Genomic DNA, 17,930 nt, shown 5'->3' with positions numbered 1-17,930 from the left:
TGAGTTGTGGATAACTTCATTTGGAGTTATCCACACTTTTATTTTCCCATAATAAAAAGAGCCTTTCGGCTCTTTAAGAGATTAGTAGTTTTCTGAACGGATTTCGAAGTGTGCTTGATCGTATGAGCAAACTGGACATACTTTCGGCGCCTTTTTCCCGAAATGAATGTGTCCACATTCTTGACATACCCAAGCAACTTCTTCTTCACGTTCGAATACTTGACCTTCTTCAATATTTTTTAATAATTGTAAATAACGCTCTTCATGGTGTTTTTCAATTTTTCCCACCATATCGAATAAAGCAGCTACACGGTTGAATCCTTCTTCGCGAGCAGTTTGAGCGAATGTTGCATACATATCTGTCCACTCATCATTTTCACCAGCAGCAGCATCTTTTAAGTTTGTCATTGTATCTGCAATTTCACCTTCATGTAATAATTCGAACCATAATTTTGCATGTTCCATTTCATTACGAGCTGTTTCTAAGAAGATGTTTGCGATTTGTTCATATCCTTCTTCCTTAGCTTTAGCTGCATAATAAGTATATTTGTTACGAGCCATTGACTCACCAGCGAATGCATGCATTAAGTTTTGTTCTGTTTTAGTACCTTTTAAGTTACTCATAAGATTCCCTCCATATATTTCATATAGGAGTAAATTATAGCATTGGTTTATGACCGTTTTAAGTTCGAATCATAGAGACCATATAAAAAGCTATCTCCATAGTGGAGATAGCTTAAGACGATTCATTAATAGTTCTCTGAGTTTAACTCAAAATAAGCTTTTGGGTGAGCGCATACCGGACATGCTTTAGGAGCTTTTTTTCCATAATGGATATGTCCACAATTTAAGCAAATCCAAGCAACTTCTTCTTCGCGTTCAAATACTTGACCTTCTTCAATATTTTGCACTAATTGTAAATAACGTTCTTCATGGTGTTTTTCAATTTTTCCAACCATATCGAATAACACAGCGATATGATTGAAACCTTCTTCTCGAGCAACTTGAGCAAAACGAGCATACATATCTGTCCACTCATCGTGTTCACCAGCGGCAGCATCTTTTAAATTTGTGATTGTATCAGCGACTTGTCCATCATGAAGTAATTTGTACCACAATTTTGCGTGTTCTTTTTCATTGTTAGCTGTTTCTAAAAAGATATTAGCGATTTGCTCGTATCCTTCTTTTTTAGCTTGAGAGGCATAGAACGTATATTTATTACGCGCCATTGATTCTCCTGCGAAAGCAGTTAATAAATTCTCTTCCGTTTTTGATCCTTTTAAGTTGTTCATGAAATTCCCCCCTAAACAATAATTACACGGTTATTTTAGCATCTTTCAATTATTTCTCAAGGTGAGAAAAAGAAGAGGTTTTGGCATAAAAAAGAGATTCATTTTTTGATAATTAAGTAGGAAGAAAATAACTAAAAAAGATAATCTTCGGATTATCTTTTTTAGTTATTAAAAATAAATTTTTCGATTACTTGAGCAATTCCATCTTCATCATTTGTAGCAGTAACATAGTTAGCAGCGGCTTTAACTTCATCGACTGCATTTCCCATTGCGACTCCAAGACCTGCAAATTCAATCATTGGTAAATCGTTGTATCCATCACCACAAGCGATTAATTGAGATTTATCTAATCCAACATGCTCTAATAATTTTTGTAATGAATAAGCTTTATTGATATTTTGAGGCATGAACTCTAAGAAGAATGGAAGAGAACGAGTAATACTTAAACGATCTCCTAAACGTTCTTTCATTTTAATTTCAACTTGAGCTAAATACTCAGGTTCTGCTGTGCATAAACATTTGACTGAATTGAAAGTGACTGAGTCTTTAAAGTTTTCAACGCGATTAATTGGCATTCCGTTGATATGGGCTTCTTTTTGGATATATTGATCATCATCTGCTGTTATAATAGCCTCGTCTTCGTAAGCCATGATATTAACGTTCATTTCACGAGATAAATCATATAATTCATGACAAATCTCAGGTGTTAAGGAATCATCATAAATCATTTCATTTGTTTGAACTGAAATGATGCGTCCACCATTATAAGATAAGATATAACCTGGATATTCATCTAATCGTAATTCTTTAGCAGCCTTCACCATTCCATAAGTTGGACGACCAGATGCTAATACAATCATAACACCTTGTTCTTGGGCTTTAAATAACGCCTCTTTTGTTTTGGGTAAGATTTCATTTTTAGATGACATTAATGTTCCATCTAAATCTAAAACGATCATTTTATAACTCATATAACTCTCCCTTTCGGTTAATTAAATAGTAGTTCAATTAAATGCGACATCTTAGGTTTCAAATTCGGAAGTTTATTCATAATTGCCAATGTGTTATTAATATAAGATTGGCAAACGTCCTCTGATTGTTGAATATAATGTCCGGAATTAATTCGTTTGCAAAGTGAATCAAAGGTAGATGATTCTTTGTTCAAGTGTAATGACATCAACTCTTCTTTGATTAAATCATCCTCGAGAGCAAAAATCGTTGGAAGTGTAATAATGCCTTGTCTTAAATCATTACCAACGGGTTTCCCAAGACTTGAAGAGAGGCTTGTAAAATCTGAAATATCATCTTTTAATTGATAAGCAATTCCAATTGAATGACCAAGTGTTGATAGTTCATCAAGTTCATCATTTGATAAATGAGCAATTAGTCCCCCAATGACAAGACTCACAGAAATTAAAGTCCCTGTCTTTTGATGACTTTTTTCAATATAATCTTCGAGTTGAAGATTAAAGTTAAAAAGGTCCTCTTTTTGTTTGAGCTCTCCTAAACATAGTTGCTTCATGGTATGTGCTAATTGTAAATGAAGCCTTGGATCATCAAAGTGAGAAAAAAGTTCAAGACTTTTATTTAACGTATAATTTCCTAGTTTAAGTGCTATTTTAGCTCCATAGCGTTCATGAAGGGTAAGTACATTATGTCTCATTGGAGAATGATCAATAATATCATCATGAATCAGTGAAGAAAGATGAAGTAACTCAATCGCAACGGCTGCTAAATAGCAGTCTTCTTTCTTAGGATAACTTCCTAAATCAGTTGCCATTAATAAAAAGAGAGGGCGAATTCTTTTTCCACCCTGACTAACTAATTCGCAAAGCGCCTTTTTTAATGCGTCATCCTGTTTTAATAAGGCATCATTCTCGATATTTTGAAGGAGAATTTTATTAAAATAGACCTCATCATATCCAAACTTAGATAAGTAACCCATCATTCAACCCCTCCTGTTTCATGATTTTAATCCATGTGTTTAATAAATAAACCGATGAATTTTGATGATGAATAGATTGAATTTCAATTGATTCGAGAACGCGAGCCATATTATGTTTAATCAGTGAAAAGGTATGTTTAATCGAGTATTCATAATAAAGACTATAAAATAAATCACCGTATAAAATAATATTTCTACATTGTTCTTCATTTGATGAATCTAATAATTGATTATGGGTATCTAAATGGAGTAGTAAAAGCCCATATGAGACAAAATAAGGGAAGTAATCTTCAGGATGCATGGATTGATCAATCATTCCATCATAAAGTTTTTGTAATTGATATTCGTTAATTTGACAATCGATGATATTTGCACATTGAAGTTGTTGTTTGATTTCACTTATGACTTGTTTAATCATCACCTAATCCCCCGTTTCTAATGAGAATATCATTAGTATTCCAAGGATTAGAATAAATATACAAATGTTAGAATTCTTATAAGTTTGTTAAGATTTCTTCTTTTAATGCCGCTAATGTCTCTGGTGTATAATTAGACATGTTATTTGTATATTTGACATCAAATGAATCTTCAAACGTATAGCGAGGAATTAAGTGAACGTGATAATGGAAGACCGTTTGTCCCGCTACAGGTTTATTGTTGTTGACAATGTTCATTCCATCCGCATTAAAGGTTGTTTTTAATGCATTTGCAATCTTTGGAACAACTGAGAAAACATGTGCCATATCTTCTTCAGTCATTGAAAAAACATCTTCCACATGTTTTTTAGGGATAACTAATGTATGACCTTTTGTTGTTTGAGAGATATCTAAGAAGGCTAAGACATGCTCATTTTCAAATAAAATATGTCCTGGAATTTCTTTATTAATAATTTTACAGAAGATACATTGTTTCATTAGAGTTCCTCCTATCAGTTATTGAAATCGTTCTTAACTCTTGAATGACATAATTTTATCAAATATTAACAGAGTTTTAAAGTGCTAACATTCTGTCGAGAAAAGGTGTTTTTTGATTTGCTCCTCATGATATAATAGATTTTAATGTTAGGTGGGAGGTTTTAGACGTTGAATCAAAAAAAAAATCGTGAAAACTTAGAAAAAATGATGTTAGTTATTTTGATTGGGGCATTAGCCATTGTATTAGGAATTATTGAATCGATGATCCCTATTAAATTACCGATTCCAGGAATGAAACTAGGATTAGCTAATATTATGATTGTGATTGGGTTGTATTATTTAGATGTTAAAGATATGTTTTTTGTTATTATGTTAAAAACATTTTTAACAACGTTATTGCTTGGAACATTTTCTATGTTTGCTTATGGTTTTGTAGGTGCTTTATTGAGTTATATTTGCATGGTATCAGCCTTTAAAGTATTAAAAGAGAAGATTAGTTTAATTGGGATTAGTATGATTGGTGGGGTCATGCATAATATTGGTCAAATTATAGTAGCTATGATTTTAATTAAAACTAAGGCCATTGCATATTACATGATGTTTTTACTTCCAATAGGACTTTTAACGGGAGTTGTTATTGGATTAGTTGCAAAATTAGTTATGTCTCGTTTAAATGAATTTCAATTATTTCGAAATCACTATAAATTAAATAACTAATGAGGAGAATTGTATGAAAAAGTTATGGCTTGGAAGATATATTAGTGTTCCATCATTTTATCATTCACTTGATTCACGTGCTAAATTATTAATGATGGTTCTTAATATCATCATGATGATTTGTATTTCAAGATGGATACAACTTTTACTTGCCGCTTGTTTAATATTCATGTTCTTATATTTAAGTAAAATTCCATTTTCTTTTTATTTGAAGCAAGCAATGTTTCTTAAATATATGTATTTATTTTTTATCGTGTTCTTCACCTTAACAGAAGGCACAAAGACATTATTTCAAATTGGATTTCTTCAGGTCACATTAGACGGATTGATGTTAGGAATATTCTACACCGCAAAAATGATGTTATTCGTATTCATGGGTGCGCTACTAACTTTTACAACCGCTCCAAGTGAACTTGTCGCAGGAGCAAAATCCTTGATTAAAGGCCAGTCTATGGAACAGTTTGCTTTTATGACAAGTTTAGCGATTCGTTTAATTCCGATGATTTTAGATGAGGTGAAGCTCATTTATAGTGCTCAACAATCTCGAGGATTAGATTTTAGTGAGATCTCATTACAAGAAAAATTATCAAAACTAATGGCTATTATTATTCCGGCGATCTCAAATACAATTAAACGATTAACCATGATGATGGATGCGATGGAATGTCGAGGATATATTGTCGGTCAACGTCGTACTTCGATTTATCATTTAACATGGAAAATGAAAGATACTGTTATTTTAGCAAGTGGAATTATTACGTTAGTCGGTATTATTTTGCTGTAAGTCGCAGAACCTGTTAACAGGTTCTTTTCTTTTAAAATAAATGAAAGGGTGATTATAAGATGTTTATTCATAATGATTGGGATTTAATTTTAAAACAAGAATTTGAACAGCCGTATATGAAGGAGCTTTTTAATCAATTACATCAACAATACGAGACGGAAGTCGTTTATCCTCCAAAAAATGAAGTGTTTCATGCCTTCCAGTTAACCCCGTATTCAGAAGTCAAGGTCGTGATTTTAGGACAAGATCCTTATCATGGTCCAAATCAAGCGAATGGTCTAAGCTTTTCAGTTGAAGCAGGAACAAAGCTGCCACCTTCTTTGCGTAATATTTTTAATGAGTTAGTGGAGGATATCAAATGTGAGTATCCAAGTAGCGGAGATTTAAGTAAGTGGGCGAAACAAGGCGTTTTATTACTGAATACGACGTTAACAGTCAAAGAAGGTCAACCGATGTCACATGTTGGAATGGGATGGGAGACCTTTACGGATGCGGTTCTACGCTATTTAAATGAAAAACCAACACCGATTGTCTTTATTTTATGGGGGAAACACGCCCAAAGTAAGAAAAAGCTGATTGATTTAAATAAGCATTTTGTGATTGAATCAGCCCATCCTTCGCCATTATCTGCTCGTCGTGGATTTTTTGGAAGTGCTCCTTTTTCAAAGACTAATGAATTCTTAGCTTCAAAAGGATTGAATCCGATTGACTGGTCATTAAATTAAAAAAAGCATCTCTTTTTTGTAGAGATGCTTTTTTGCTTAAAATTGTTCTGAATTACCATAAGGTGGTTGAGGCATATAGTTATTTGATTGTTGAATTTGTTGGTGAGTAAAGCTTTCAGGAAGTTGGTTATAGTATGGATACTTTTGCTTATAAAGTTCGTCTTGTTGTTTTTGATAGTTATAAAGTGCCCCTAAAGAAGGGAATTTTTCAAATAAGTCAGGATCCACCATATTAAGTGTATTATCGAGTGGATAGTAGTAGTTGATTTCTTCTGGGAATTCAACATAATCTAAATAAACAGTTAATAAAATGAAACGATGACCTGTGTTTGGATCACTTAAAACGATATGGTCGCGTCCTGCCGATTCAATAATTCCGACAAAAGTACGTCGAGCAGTTGCTGCATCATTACCACTGAATGTCATATAAACGGTAGCTAACTTCCCACGATTAAGTCTTAGAATATTACTTACGTAACTGTTACCTTGTGCCATTGAGATCACATTTCCTACTGGAACTTCAAATCCTCCAAATGTTACACCACTTACTGATGGTCCAGTCATTCCTTGTCCAGGTTCAGTTGGCGTTTGTGGTGTAATTGGGGCCCCTGCTGGAAATGGTGGTTCCACTGTATTTGGGTTTACATTAGAGTAACTTCCTCCCATTGGATTTGCTTGTTGATATCTCCAGTATGGATCGCTTGGATTTGGAACAGGTCCTCCATAAGGATACGAGTAATAATAATTCATAATGTCTCTCCTTTCAAATTACAATTAATCATAACAGTGTTCGGATTCAAGTGGGATATAGAAGCAATGATCTCCATATCGACCTGAATTCCATTGTCCCCAAAACTGAGGCGGACAGGTTGGTTGGAAAGGATCGTAGAACCATAATGCCGTTGTCGCTGGTTCAAATTGCTCTCCATTAATGACTCTTCGTGCTAGGTTAATTTCATTGTCCCTCGCGCGTTGATAGAAGTAATCGAATTGTACGGCTTCAAATCCCCCAGGAGATTGAAAGACCATTTGCTGAATGGTATTAATGTTTTTAAAATCGTGACAATTAGCTAAGACACGATTGACACCAACATTACCGACAAGTAACATTCCCATATTTCCATCGCTTTCGGCTTCAGCACGCATGAGTCGGGCAAGTAACTCAATATCTTTTTGGGTTGCTTGAACAACTCCCATGATAATCACCTCTCGTTTCATCATATGGTCGACATTGACGAAACATGAATAAATTATTTAAAAAAATAAAAGGTATTAACCTTTTATTTTTATGGAAAAAAGAGTACAATAAAAGTAACAAAAACATTAAAGGTGGTAAATTCAATGGATATCATGACAAGTTTAAAAAACCAAATCATTGGAAAAAATATTCGCATCGTTTTCCCAGAAGGTAACGAACCACGCGTTGTTCAAGCCGCTAGTTTGTTAGCACGCGAAAACATGTTAAAACCAATTTTAATTGGATCAATTGAGGAAGTACAAGCTGCTGCTGGAACCTATTCACTAGAAGGATGCGAAATTATTGATCCAAAACATTATGACAAATTAGATGAAATGGTTACTGAATTAGTTGCTGTTCGTAAAGGAAAAGTAACTGAAGAGCAAGCACGTGAATTAGTATTAAACGTGAACTACTTCGGAACGATGTTAGTACACATGGGATTAGCCGCAGGTTTAGTTTCAGGTGCTATTCACTCAACTGGAGACACGGTACGTCCAGCCTTACAAATTATTAAAACAAAACCGGGAATCTCTAAAACATTCGGATACTTTGCTATGTTACGTGGAGATGAGCGTTATATCTTTGCTGACTGCGCGATCAATCCAAACCCATCAAGCAGTGATTTAGCAGAATTCGCCATTGAATCAGCACGTGTTGCACGTATGTTTGATATTGAACCAAAAGTTGCCTTATTAAGCTTCTCAACAAAAGGTTCAGCTAAAACTGAAGAAACTAAAAAAGTAACAGAAGCAATGGAAATCTTAAACGGAATGGAATTAGATTTCGATTATGATGGAGAGTTACAATTTGATGCTGCCTTTGTTCCAGCAGTAGCAAAAACAAAAGTTAAAGATTCTAAAGTAGCAGGACAAGCCAATGTATTCGTATTCCCTGATTTAAACTCAGGAAACATCGGATATAAAATTGCTCAACGTTTAGGTGGATTTGAAGCAGTAGGACCAATCTTAGCTGGATTAAATAAACCAGTTAATGATTTATCACGTGGATGTTCTCCAGAAGATGTTTACGGAACAGCAATCATCACGGCTAACCAAACATTATTATAGAAATAAAGTTATTTTTTAAATAAATGAGAGAGAGATGAGCTTTGTGTTTTCATTGACAGAAAGCTCATTTTTTTATAAACTTTTATAGAGATACACTTCAAAAATTTTAGAAAAGGGAAGGTGTAATCGATGTTTAATTTAGATGATTTATTTGCAGAACCAAATGAGTTCCGCGTTTGTGATAAATGTAAAGCAACAAATTTAAATACATTATTACCACGCTTAAAAGCGATTGACCCAAAAGCGAAAATTTATCAAGGATGCCAGTCATATTGTGGACCAGGTCGTGATCGTTCTTTTGTTTTCGTTAATAATAAGCCAATTTTAGCGGAAAATGAAGATGAGTTAATCCAAAAAGTAAAAGAATTCTTAGGAAAATAAAGAATAAGAAAAGGACAAGGAGTCAAAATAATCGACTTTCTTGTCCTTTTTTGTGTTAAGTGCATAAAAGTAGTAAAAGATAAAAATATGATCAATTAATTATGATTCACCAAGATAATAGTATTCATTTCCAAAGTGATGGATTTTAAATGTTTTATTAGCTAGTAAATTAGCCATATAGGAAACTATATCGAGTTCATTTTTAAATAAGATTAGCGCCTGTGGTTCGTTTTTTATCACAAGTCGAATGCGAGCTTTTAGAAAAGGGGTTAATTGTTGAAAAATTTGCTCAATGCTTAAAGGTTCAGGTTGATGAAGGGTGAGAAGGTCATAGATTTCACAAATCATCATGGAAAAAAGTTGATGATGCTTTAAGAAAGACTCTTGATCATTAATGAAGTAATCTCTTGTTTTCAAACACATAGAACCACGCCCTTTAAAAACGTTATCATATTGGTATTATAACATATTTATATGATATTATTTCAAAAAGGTATAGATTATTTTTAATATTTAGGAAACGTTTTGTCGTGTTAGTTCAAGTCTGTCAAGAATGTGGTATACTTATAATGTAAGAAATCAAGATTTTTGCATTATTTTTAAAAATAATGATGGTATATAGATGGTGATGCGAATGACAAAGTTAGAAGAAAAAGTATTTAGAGATCCGGTATATGGATATGTTCATGTTTATGATCAATTAATTTGGGATTTAATTCAAACAAAAGAGGTGCAACGATTACGCCGTATTAAACAGTTGGGTGGAACGTATATGGTTTTCCATACGGCAGAACATAGCCGTTTTTCACATTCATTAGGTGTGTATGAAATGGCACGAAAAATTATTCGAGCATTAATGCATCGTGGAACGATATTAAGTGAAGATGAACGTTTACTAGTTTTATCAGCTGCGTTACTTCATGATTTAGGTCATGGTCCTTTTTCACATTCATTTGAATCTGTTTTTAGTGTACGCCATGAGCTATTTACAGAACGCATTATTATGGAAAACACGGAAGTGAATCGAGTATTAGAAGCCTATCAAAAAGGATTTGCTACGAAAGTTCGAGATGTGATTAATAAAACATATCCGAATCCATTAATTATTAGTATTATCTCAAGTCAATTAGATGCTGATCGCTTAGATTATTTACTTCGTGATGCTTATTTTACGGGGGCTCCGTATGGAGAAATTGATGTTGAGCGAATTCTAAGAACGATGCGTGTTGTTAATAATAAAATTGTGTACAAAGTGTCAGGAATGCATGCGATTGAAGATTATTTAATGAGTCGTTATCAGATGTACTGGCAGGTCTATTTACACTCAACCGGTCGAAGTTTTGACTTAGTTATTCAAAATATGCTTCGTCGTGTTCGTGAATTGATTTTTTCTGGCTATGAATTTAAACGTCCACTGGAGGCACTAAAAGATTTATTTTTAGAGGAAGAGCCTTCAGTTGAAACATATTTAAAATTTGATGATTCAACAATTAGTTATTATGCCTCTTTATTTACCGATGAGGAAGATGAGATTTTACGTGATTTCGCCGATCGTTTTATTAATCGTCGATTATTAAAAGAGGTACACTATACACCAAATGATGAAACCAATGAAAAGCTAAAGCAAGTCAAAGAATATATGATTGAATTAGGCATTAATCCAGACTATTATTTATTAACTGATCATAGCGTCAAAACACCATACGATTACTATGGACATAAAACCAATTGTTTACCAGACTGTATTGAATTATTGATGCGTGATGGCTCAATTCAAGAAATCTCTGAAGTATCAACCATCATTAAAGGAATTATTGCAGTGAAACCCAAACAAGAACATAAAGTTTATTTCCCACTAGATTTAATCCGATTAAGTCAAGATGGGGAAGCGAAACAAAGAATTCTAGAATTATTACATGAGAATGTTCAATAAAATTTTATAAAAGAAATTGAGGAAAAAATATGTTTAAAGAAGTTATTGTCGTAGAAGGTCGCGACGATACCCGACGTCTAAAAGAAGTCTATCCTGAAATTGAGACGTTAGAAACGAATGGCTCAGCCATTAATGAGAAAATATTAGAGCAAATTACAACACTTCAAATGAGTCGTGGGATTATTGTTTTTACTGATCCTGATTTTCCGGGAAATAAAATTCGCCAGACCGTTATGCAGGCTGTTCCAAATTGTAAACATGCCTATTTACAAAAAGTTGATGCCATTGCTAAAAATGGAAGTGGGGTTGGTGTTGAACATGCGAGTGATGAAGCGATTAAAGCGGCATTAGGTAATTTAGTGACGCCAAAAGAAGCGGTCATTGAGGAAATTGAAACACAGTTCTTATTTGATTTTGGACTCATCGGTCATCCAAATAGTGCAAAGATTCGTGAGAAGCTGAGTGAAGCCTTAGGAATTGGCTATGTGAATGGTAAACAACTTCAAAAACGTCTAATGATGTTTGGGATTACGAAACAACAAGTTGTAGATGTCTTAACTGACTCAAACTAGAATTGTTTAAAATAAAGGAGCTATTTAATATATGAGAGATATTGCAACAAAGTCGAACACAAAAGAAATCATTGAAAGACATGGATTTACTTTTAAAAAGAGTTTCGGACAAAACTTTTTAACGGATACTAACATTTTAAATAAAATCGTGAATGCGGCTGATTTAACAGATGAAGTTGGAGTCATCGAAATCGGTCCTGGTATTGGAGCGTTAACAGAATTCATTGCTCGTAAAGCGAAAAAAGTTGTCGCTTATGAGATTGATCCTCGCTTAATTCCAATCCTAGCTGAAACATTAGCCCCTTATGATAATGTAAAGGTGATTCATCAAGATATTTTAAAAGCTGATGTGGCTTCTATGATTGAAGAGGAATTCAAAGATGTAAAAGAAATTGCAGTTGTTGCAAATTTACCATATTATATTACAACACCAATTTTAATGGGATTAATTGAGAAGAAATTACCAATCGATCGTTATGTGACGATGATGCAAAAAGAAGTAGCGGAACGCTTATCTGCAAAACCAGGATCAAAAGACTATAATGCATTGTCAATTGCGGTTCAATACTATACAGAAGCAAAAATAGCTTTAACAGTTCCAAAAACAGTCTTTATTCCAGCACCAAATGTCGACAGTGCAGTTGTTCGTTTAACAAGACGTGAGCAACCAGCGGTTGAAGTGATTAACGAAGACTTCTTTATGGAAGTGGTTCACGGAGCTTTTAAACAACGCCGTAAAACATTACAAAACAACTTAAATCAACACTTCGCAGATTTAACGAAGGAAGAGGTCACAGCTGTTTTAGAAGAAGCTGGGATATTACCAAATCGTCGTGGAGAATCATTATCAATCGAAGAATTTGCGAAATTATCAAATGCATTTTATCAACATTTAAATAAGTAATAAAAAGAAGGTCTTCTATCATAAGAAGGCCCTCTTTTTTTATGTACCGATTTTTTAGGGATTGCATATAATAACGTGAGGTGATGAGGATGAGTCAGGAAGTCAAAGTAGGAGATATTGTTGGACGACGTTCGTATAACTCTGATACAATGTTCCGAATTGAAGAAATAGTAGGTGATACAGCTTATTTGAAAGGGATCTTTTTTAGACTGACCGCTGATGCTCCGATTAGTGATTTAGAAATCATTTCACGTGAAGAATATCAACGGGCTGAACAAGTCGAATTTGATCAATATCGGACAATCTTACCACCTGTTATGAATCAAATGCGTAGTTATGATAATGGTGATTTTTATATTAGTGGACGAATCTTACATATTGATGGAGATGAAGAGTATCTCCAGAAGAGTATAAAGTTATATAAATATGCAAAAGTTTATGCCCAAGCTTTTGCCGTTCCAGAAAAAGAGATGAAGACTAAAGTCCCGGAATTGGTCAAGAGATTAAGACCGAATATCGTGGTGATTACTGGTCATGATGCGTTAGAAGATAAAGAACACGAAGACGATTTAAATTCTTATCGAAGTTCTAAATATTTTGTTGAAACGGTTAATGCTTTACGTGAGATAGAGCCTTCCTTGGACTATTTAATTGTCATTGCGGGCGCTTGCCAATCACATTTTGAAGCATTGATTGGTTCAGGTGCAAATTTCGCGTCATCTCCTAAACGAATTAATATTCATGCACTGGATCCGGCGATTATTGCTGCAACAATCGCGTTAACTCCGTATGAAGAACAAGTTGATTTACGAGAAGCGATTGAGAAAACTATTGCGAAAATTGCTGGTATTGGAGGGCTTCAAACGAAGGGAACCCTTCGTTATGGTATCAGAAAATTGTAAAAATATTTAATTTTATCATTGTTAATGCATAATTTCAAGTGTTTAGCACATAATAATATTGAAAATTTTTTCTTTTTGTGGTATGCTTTATAATAGAAAGGGCGTGATGTTTTGGCTAATAATATTGTTAATATTCGTCAAGAGTTAAGTGAACAAGTAGGTAAGGAAGTAAAGCTTACTGCCTATGAAAGTCGTAACCGTGTGGTTGAGCATACAGGTGTTTTATCTAATACGTATCCTTCTATTTTTGTAATTGATTTAGATAGCGAACGCGATTCAGTTGATCGTGTTTCTTATAGCTATATTGATGTTTTAACTGGATCAGTTGAATTAAAGTTTAATTAATATTAAAAAAAGTAGTCAACATTGTTTACTACTTTTTTTGTATAATTAAATAAAGTCATATGATAAAATAAAGTCATACTGATTGGAGGAATGGCTATGATAACAATTAAAGCTCCAGCAAAAATAAATTTAGCACTCGATACGCTCCATAAACGTAAAGATAATTATCATGAAGTTGAAATGATTATGACAACTGTCGACTTAGCAGACTATATTACGGTCACTCCCCTTGAAAAGAATGAAATTGTAATTAAATCAAATGAGTTCACAATGCCACTTAATGAAAAAAACTTGGCGTATCAAGCCGCCCAACTTTTTAAGCAACATTTTAATATTGATAAAGGTGTTGAAATCTATATTAAAAAGCGAATTCCAGTTGCAGCAGGATTAGCAGGTGGAAGTAGTAACGCTGCCGCAACACTAAAAGCATTAAAAGAGCTTTGGAAAGTAGATTGTACAATAGACGAATTGGCTGAACTAGGGGCACAGCTAGGGTCAGATGTACCGTTTTGTGTTTATGGAGGAACAGCGCTAGCAACAGGTCGTGGGGAAATCATTCAACCAATTCCATCTCCCCCAAAATGTTGGGTCATTTTAATCAAGCCACGAATTGGCGTATCAACCAAAGAAATTTATGAAGCGTTAGACGCTAACCAAGTTGAGCATTTAGATATTGAGGGAATGTTAAAGTGCATTGACAATAAAGACTATCAAGGAATTTGTGATCGCTTAGGAAATTCACTTGAAGAAGTCACATTAGAACGTTATCCAGTGGTTGCTGAGATTAAAAATAAACTTGTCCAGTTTGGAGCAGATGCTGTATTAATGAGCGGTAGCGGACCGACAGTTTTTGCGCTAGTACGTAAAGAGTATAAATTACGACGAATTATAAACAGTATTAATGGATGTTTTAGAGAGCATGAAGTTCATGCAGTTCGATTAATTGGGTGACCATTAAAAGTATCTTAATCCTAGAGTTGATTAAGGTGCTTTTTTATTTATCTAAAAGTAGTAAATTAGAGTAAACAACATAAATGTCTTGAATTCTAACAAAAAAATGTATATAATTGTAAAAAATGACAGAGAACACAAAAATGACATAAAAGTGCTTACAAAAAATGGTATATTAAATGTGAGATCAGGACAACTTAGGAGGATGAGAAAGAATGAATATTACAGATGTAAGAATTCGTAAAGTAGAGACAGACAACAGAATGAAAGCTATCGCATCTATTACTTTAGATGATTGTTTTGTCATTCATGACTTACGTGTCATTCAAGGGGATGAACACTTATTTGTAGCAATGCCAAGTCGTAAGACATCAACAGGGGAGTTTAAAGACATTGCACATCCAATCAATCATGATACACGTAAAGAGTTAGAGCAATTTGTCATTAAAGCTTACGAAGAAGCAGAATAGTCATTTTTAAAATTAGGGGAGTTTAATTAATCTAGATTAAACACGATTAAATAATCGATTTATGATAAATATAATAAACTTCACGAAAAGGCATCAAGTAAGAAGCTGCCATCCTTTAGGGTGTCAGCTTCTTTTATTTGTATCTTGAAGAGAAAAATTGAAATGTCAGTCTTGCTCAAGGATATCTCATAAAAATTAAATTTGATGAAAGGTTGAAGTATGCTATACTAAAAGAAATAAGACAAAATAACGGAGGATTGTTATGAACAAGTATGCGGTTGTATTAGCGGCAGGAAAAGGAACTCGTATGAAGTCGAGTTTACATAAGGTACTACATCAAGTATTAGGGAAATCGATGGTTGATCATGCAGTTACAAATTTAGAAAAAATTGGGGTAGATAAAATTGTAACTGTTATTGGTTATGAAGCTGAATCAGTTCGTGCTGAATTACAAGATCGTGTTGAATATGCGATGCAAACTGAACAATTAGGAACTGGTCATGCGGTCATGATGACGAAAGAATTATTAGAAGGATTAGATGGAGTAACGATTGTTACCTATGGAGATGTTCCACTTTTAACAGAACAAACAATCTCTAATTTATTTGACTATCATCAATCACAAAAAGCAGCTATTACTATTTTAACGGCGTGCACTGATAATCCGACAGGATATGGACGTATCATTCGTGATGAAGAAGGAAATGTGTTACGTATTGTTGAACAAAAAGACGCAAATACGGAAGAATTGCTTGTAAAAGAAATTAATACAGGTGTTTGCTGCTATGATAATAAAGTATTATTTGAAGCTTTAACAAAAATCACAAATAATAACTCACAAGGGGAATACTATTTAACAGACTTAGTTGGAATCATTCGTGATATGGGATTAAAAGTAGTCGCGTATGTGAATGAAGATTTTGAAGAAACATTAGGGGTTAATGATCGTGTCCAATTAGCTTATGCTGAAAAAGTATTACGTAAACGCATCAATGAATTCCATATGCGCAATGGAGTGACAATCATTGATCCTGAAGCGACATATATCGGAACAGACGTACAAATTGGACAAGATGTTATTATCTATCCAGGAACGATGATTACAGGTCCATCCATTATTGCGAAAAATGTAGTTATTGGAGCGAATTCTCAAATTATTAATTCAACAATTGGAGAGCATACGACAATTAACGCGTCAGTTATCTCTGATTCAATAATTGGAGCTTCGACAACAGTAGGACCATTCGCACATATTCGCATGCATGCTGAAATCGGAAATAAAGCTCGTATTGGAAATTTCGTAGAAATTAAAAAATCTGTGTTTAAAGATGGAGCAAAATCAGCACACTTAAGTTATATTGGAGATGCTGAACTTGGTGAAAATGTCAATATGGGTTGTGGATCAATTACTGTTAATTACGATGGAAAGAACAAACATAAAACAGTCATTGGTGCAAATACCATGGTTGGATGTAATGTCAACTTAGTAGCGCCAGTTACAGTGGAACCGAATGCTTATTTAGCAGCGGGATCAACAATTACTAAAAATGTACCAGAAGATGCTTTAGCTATTGCTCGTTCAAAACAGGAAAATAAAGAAGGATATGCAAAAGTTATTCGTCAAAAATAGTAAAAAAATTTAAAAATTGGTAATATGTCTTAAACATTTACTGAAATAATTGAAAAAAAATAAGAAATTGTGTAAAATACTGTCTGAAGTGTGTTTATTCTAGGAGGTTAAATCATCATGGCAGAAATTAATCGTAAGAAGTTTAAAATTTTTAGTTTAAATGCTAATCGACCATTAGCGCAAGAAATTGCAGATCGTATCGGAGTACCATTATCTGATTTAACAGTTAACCGATTTGCCGATGGAGAAGTACAAGTTAACATTAACGAAACTGTTCGTGGACACCATGTATTCGTTGTTCAGCCAACACATAATCCAGTTAATGAAAATTTAATGGAACTTTTAGTAATGATCGATGCACTTAAACGTGCATCAGCGAAAACAATTAACGTGATCATGCCTTATTATGGTTATTCACGTCAAGATCGTAAAGCAAAAGCTCGTCAGCCAATTACAGCTAAGTTAGTAGCTAACTTAATTGAGGCAGCGGGAGCAACACGCGTGATGACGATGGATTTACACGCAACACAAATTCAAGGATTCTTCGATATTCCAATCGATGATTTTCGTGCAATGCCAATTATTGCAAAATATTTCATTGATAAAAACTTAGAAGATATCGTTGTTGTTTCACCAGATCATGGAGGAGCAACTCGTGCTCGTGTATTAGCTGAGTACTTAAATGCACCTATTGCTATTATCGATAAACGTCGTCCAAAACCAAACGTTGCAGAGGTTATGGGATTAATCGGTGAAGTTGAAGGTAAACATGCCATCATCATTGATGATATGATTGATACAGCAGGAACAATTCAAATTGCAGCAAATGCATTAAAAGAGCGTGGAGCATTATCTGTTTATGCAGCATGTACGCATCCAATTCTTTCAGGACCTGCGGTTGAGCGTATCGAAAACTCAGCAATCAAAGAATTAGTCACAACAAATACAATTAATCTGCCAGAAGAAAAACGAAGCCCTAAAATTACACAATTATCAGTTGGTGAATTATTAGCGGAAGGTATTTTACATATCTTAAATGACGAACCAGTTTCGGATTTATTCGTTTACAATCGTGATTTATACAATTTCTAATTATTTTAAAATCAAAAAAGCGAAGCTTAACATTTAGCTTCGCTTTTTTTGTGCGCCCGGCATGGG

Annotated in this window: 23 protein-coding genes; 14 read left to right on the top strand and 9 right to left on the bottom strand. The window is 34.0% G+C overall.

Going from position 1 to position 17,930, the window contains the following annotated elements; translation table 11 throughout:
- Window positions 1-81: 81 nt before the first annotated feature.
- The 6 genes from rbr (NEH75_RS08070) to NEH75_RS08045 all read right to left on the bottom strand — a co-directional run bounded on the left by rbr (NEH75_RS08070) (window position 82) and on the right by NEH75_RS08045 (window position 4,151).
- On the bottom strand, window positions 82-624 hold the full coding sequence (gene rbr, locus NEH75_RS08070) for a rubrerythrin (protein WP_055305925.1): 543 nt from the start codon (window positions 622-624) through the stop codon (window positions 82-84).
- Window positions 625-749: 125 nt separating this feature from the next.
- Window positions 750-1,292, bottom strand: coding sequence for a rubrerythrin (gene rbr, locus NEH75_RS08065; protein ID WP_262948752.1), 543 nt, complete (start codon window positions 1,290-1,292; stop codon window positions 750-752).
- Window positions 1,293-1,453: 161 nt separating this feature from the next.
- Window positions 1,454-2,263 (bottom strand): Cof-type HAD-IIB family hydrolase, encoded by an 810-nt coding sequence (locus NEH75_RS08060; RefSeq protein WP_055305924.1) that lies wholly within the window; start codon window positions 2,261-2,263, stop codon window positions 1,454-1,456.
- Window positions 2,264-2,280: 17 nt separating this feature from the next.
- Window positions 2,281-3,240 (bottom strand): polyprenyl synthetase family protein, encoded by a 960-nt coding sequence (locus tag NEH75_RS08055; RefSeq protein WP_238581309.1) that lies wholly within the window; start codon window positions 3,238-3,240, stop codon window positions 2,281-2,283.
- Window positions 3,221-3,655 (bottom strand): hypothetical protein, encoded by a 435-nt coding sequence (locus tag NEH75_RS08050; protein ID WP_055276672.1) that lies wholly within the window; start codon window positions 3,653-3,655, stop codon window positions 3,221-3,223. The genes NEH75_RS08055 and NEH75_RS08050 overlap by 20 nt, the downstream gene beginning before the upstream one ends.
- Before the next feature lie 76 nt (window positions 3,656-3,731).
- Entirely contained in the window at window positions 3,732-4,151 is a 420-nt protein-coding gene (locus tag NEH75_RS08045; protein ID WP_262948750.1) for an HIT family protein, read from the bottom strand.
- 168 nt (window positions 4,152-4,319) lie between these two features.
- Between NEH75_RS08045 and NEH75_RS08040 the strand changes: the two genes are divergently transcribed.
- Genes NEH75_RS08040 through NEH75_RS08030 form a run of 3 tightly spaced genes read left to right on the top strand, consistent with a single transcriptional unit; the run spans window position 4,320 to window position 6,377 of the window.
- A complete protein-coding gene (locus tag NEH75_RS08040; RefSeq protein ID WP_055242915.1) occupies window positions 4,320-4,868 on the top strand; it encodes a Gx transporter family protein in 549 nt (182 codons plus the stop codon).
- 13 nt (window positions 4,869-4,881) lie between these two features.
- Complete coding sequence (locus NEH75_RS08035; protein WP_055305923.1) at window positions 4,882-5,652, top strand: energy-coupling factor transporter transmembrane component T family protein; 771 nt, start codon at window positions 4,882-4,884, stop codon at window positions 5,650-5,652.
- Between the two features lie 59 nt (window positions 5,653-5,711).
- Window positions 5,712-6,377, top strand: a complete 666-nt coding sequence (locus NEH75_RS08030; RefSeq protein ID WP_055305922.1) for a uracil-DNA glycosylase — start codon at window positions 5,712-5,714, stop codon at window positions 6,375-6,377.
- 36 nt (window positions 6,378-6,413) lie between these two features.
- Here the strand turns inward: NEH75_RS08030 and gerQ are convergent, their stop codons facing one another.
- A complete protein-coding gene (gene gerQ, locus NEH75_RS08025) occupies window positions 6,414-7,127 on the bottom strand; it encodes a spore coat protein GerQ (protein WP_055305921.1) in 714 nt (237 codons plus the stop codon).
- A 24-nt stretch (window positions 7,128-7,151) separates the two neighbouring features.
- Entirely contained in the window at window positions 7,152-7,574 is a 423-nt protein-coding gene (locus NEH75_RS08020) for a cell wall hydrolase (protein WP_055305920.1), read from the bottom strand.
- 144 nt (window positions 7,575-7,718) lie between these two features.
- Between NEH75_RS08020 and pta the strand changes: the two genes are divergently transcribed.
- Window positions 7,719-8,684: a phosphate acetyltransferase gene (gene pta, locus NEH75_RS08015; protein ID WP_055242926.1), complete on the top strand. Its 966-nt coding sequence runs from the start codon at window positions 7,719-7,721 to the stop codon at window positions 8,682-8,684.
- Window positions 8,685-8,813: 129 nt separating this feature from the next.
- Window positions 8,814-9,065 (top strand): DUF1450 domain-containing protein, encoded by a 252-nt coding sequence (locus tag NEH75_RS08010; RefSeq protein WP_055242928.1) that lies wholly within the window; start codon window positions 8,814-8,816, stop codon window positions 9,063-9,065.
- Between the two features lie 99 nt (window positions 9,066-9,164).
- On the opposite strand, the gene NEH75_RS08005 is transcribed toward NEH75_RS08010, so the two are convergent.
- Entirely contained in the window at window positions 9,165-9,488 is a 324-nt protein-coding gene (locus tag NEH75_RS08005; RefSeq protein ID WP_055305919.1) for a hypothetical protein, read from the bottom strand.
- A gap of 211 nt (window positions 9,489-9,699) precedes the next feature.
- Here NEH75_RS08005 and NEH75_RS08000 point away from each other — a divergent pair, with 211 nt between their 5' ends.
- The 9 genes from NEH75_RS08000 (at window position 9,700) to NEH75_RS07960 (ending at window position 17,864) form a co-directional block, all read left to right on the top strand.
- A complete protein-coding gene (locus NEH75_RS08000; protein ID WP_082427848.1) occupies window positions 9,700-10,998 on the top strand; it encodes an HD domain-containing protein in 1,299 nt (432 codons plus the stop codon).
- Between the two features lie 29 nt (window positions 10,999-11,027).
- Window positions 11,028-11,570 (top strand): ribonuclease M5, encoded by a 543-nt coding sequence (gene rnmV / locus NEH75_RS07995; RefSeq protein WP_055276683.1) that lies wholly within the window; start codon window positions 11,028-11,030, stop codon window positions 11,568-11,570.
- Window positions 11,571-11,601: 31 nt separating this feature from the next.
- A complete protein-coding gene (gene rsmA / locus NEH75_RS07990) occupies window positions 11,602-12,474 on the top strand; it encodes a 16S rRNA (adenine(1518)-N(6)/adenine(1519)-N(6))-dimethyltransferase RsmA (protein WP_055305917.1) in 873 nt (290 codons plus the stop codon).
- A gap of 89 nt (window positions 12,475-12,563) precedes the next feature.
- Window positions 12,564-13,376, top strand: a complete 813-nt coding sequence (gene yabG / locus NEH75_RS07985; RefSeq protein ID WP_055242936.1) for a sporulation peptidase YabG — start codon at window positions 12,564-12,566, stop codon at window positions 13,374-13,376.
- A 111-nt stretch (window positions 13,377-13,487) separates the two neighbouring features.
- A complete protein-coding gene (locus tag NEH75_RS07980; protein WP_055242938.1) occupies window positions 13,488-13,721 on the top strand; it encodes a Veg family protein in 234 nt (77 codons plus the stop codon).
- Between the two features lie 96 nt (window positions 13,722-13,817).
- Window positions 13,818-14,672 carry a 4-(cytidine 5'-diphospho)-2-C-methyl-D-erythritol kinase gene (gene ispE, locus NEH75_RS07975; protein WP_055305916.1) on the top strand — a complete coding sequence of 285 codons (855 nt, stop codon included), beginning with the start codon at window positions 13,818-13,820 and terminating at the stop codon, window positions 14,670-14,672.
- Between the two features lie 215 nt (window positions 14,673-14,887).
- Window positions 14,888-15,142 (top strand): septation regulator SpoVG, encoded by a 255-nt coding sequence (gene spoVG, locus NEH75_RS07970; RefSeq protein ID WP_055242941.1) that lies wholly within the window; start codon window positions 14,888-14,890, stop codon window positions 15,140-15,142.
- A gap of 262 nt (window positions 15,143-15,404) precedes the next feature.
- The gene (glmU, locus tag NEH75_RS07965) at window positions 15,405-16,772 is read left to right on the top strand and encodes a bifunctional UDP-N-acetylglucosamine diphosphorylase/glucosamine-1-phosphate N-acetyltransferase GlmU (RefSeq protein WP_055305915.1); all 1,368 of its coding nucleotides are present in this window, start codon (window positions 15,405-15,407) and stop codon (window positions 16,770-16,772) included.
- 117 nt (window positions 16,773-16,889) lie between these two features.
- On the top strand, window positions 16,890-17,864 hold the full coding sequence (locus NEH75_RS07960; RefSeq protein WP_055242944.1) for a ribose-phosphate diphosphokinase: 975 nt from the start codon (window positions 16,890-16,892) through the stop codon (window positions 17,862-17,864).
- Window positions 17,865-17,930: the final 66 nt, after the last annotated feature.

Source organism: Turicibacter sp. T129 (assembly GCF_025594975.1).
GTDB lineage: Bacteria > Bacillota_I > Bacilli_A > MOL361 > Turicibacteraceae > Turicibacter > Turicibacter bilis.
The sequence above is the reverse complement of the archived record's forward strand: the minus strand, read 5'-3'. Positions and strand labels throughout refer to the sequence as shown.

Bases quoted from the DNA above. Each gene is read 5' to 3' on its own strand.
- rbr (WP_055305925.1), bottom strand. From the start codon at position 624: ATGAGTAACTTAAAAGGTACTAAAACAGAACAAAACTTAATGCATGCA.
- ispE (WP_055305916.1), top strand. From the start codon at position 13,818: ATGATAACAATTAAAGCTCCAGCAAAAATAAATTTAGCACTCGATACG.
- NEH75_RS08020 (WP_055305920.1), bottom strand. From the start codon at position 7,574: ATGGGAGTTGTTCAAGCAACCCAAAAAGATATTGAGTTACTTGCCCGA.
- NEH75_RS08050 (WP_055276672.1), bottom strand. From the start codon at position 3,655: ATGATTAAACAAGTCATAAGTGAAATCAAACAACAACTTCAATGTGCA.
- glmU (WP_055305915.1), top strand. From the start codon at position 15,405: ATGAACAAGTATGCGGTTGTATTAGCGGCAGGAAAAGGAACTCGTATG.
- rsmA (WP_055305917.1), top strand. From the start codon at position 11,602: ATGAGAGATATTGCAACAAAGTCGAACACAAAAGAAATCATTGAAAGA.
- rnmV (WP_055276683.1), top strand. From the start codon at position 11,028: ATGTTTAAAGAAGTTATTGTCGTAGAAGGTCGCGACGATACCCGACGT.
- gerQ (WP_055305921.1), bottom strand. From the start codon at position 7,127: ATGAATTATTATTACTCGTATCCTTATGGAGGACCTGTTCCAAATCCA.
- NEH75_RS07960 (WP_055242944.1), top strand. From the start codon at position 16,890: ATGGCAGAAATTAATCGTAAGAAGTTTAAAATTTTTAGTTTAAATGCT.
- yabG (WP_055242936.1), top strand. From the start codon at position 12,564: ATGAGTCAGGAAGTCAAAGTAGGAGATATTGTTGGACGACGTTCGTAT.
- pta (WP_055242926.1), top strand. From the start codon at position 7,719: ATGGATATCATGACAAGTTTAAAAAACCAAATCATTGGAAAAAATATT.
- NEH75_RS08045 (WP_262948750.1), bottom strand. From the start codon at position 4,151: ATGAAACAATGTATCTTCTGTAAAATTATTAATAAAGAAATTCCAGGA.
- NEH75_RS08060 (WP_055305924.1), bottom strand. From the start codon at position 2,263: ATGAGTTATAAAATGATCGTTTTAGATTTAGATGGAACATTAATGTCA.
- NEH75_RS08055 (WP_238581309.1), bottom strand. From the start codon at position 3,240: ATGATGGGTTACTTATCTAAGTTTGGATATGATGAGGTCTATTTTAAT.
- NEH75_RS08030 (WP_055305922.1), top strand. From the start codon at position 5,712: ATGTTTATTCATAATGATTGGGATTTAATTTTAAAACAAGAATTTGAA.
- spoVG (WP_055242941.1), top strand. From the start codon at position 14,888: ATGAATATTACAGATGTAAGAATTCGTAAAGTAGAGACAGACAACAGA.
- rbr (WP_262948752.1), bottom strand. From the start codon at position 1,292: ATGAACAACTTAAAAGGATCAAAAACGGAAGAGAATTTATTAACTGCT.
- NEH75_RS08010 (WP_055242928.1), top strand. From the start codon at position 8,814: ATGTTTAATTTAGATGATTTATTTGCAGAACCAAATGAGTTCCGCGTT.
- NEH75_RS08005 (WP_055305919.1), bottom strand. From the start codon at position 9,488: ATGTGTTTGAAAACAAGAGATTACTTCATTAATGATCAAGAGTCTTTC.
- NEH75_RS08035 (WP_055305923.1), top strand. From the start codon at position 4,882: ATGAAAAAGTTATGGCTTGGAAGATATATTAGTGTTCCATCATTTTAT.
- NEH75_RS08000 (WP_082427848.1), top strand. From the start codon at position 9,700: ATGACAAAGTTAGAAGAAAAAGTATTTAGAGATCCGGTATATGGATAT.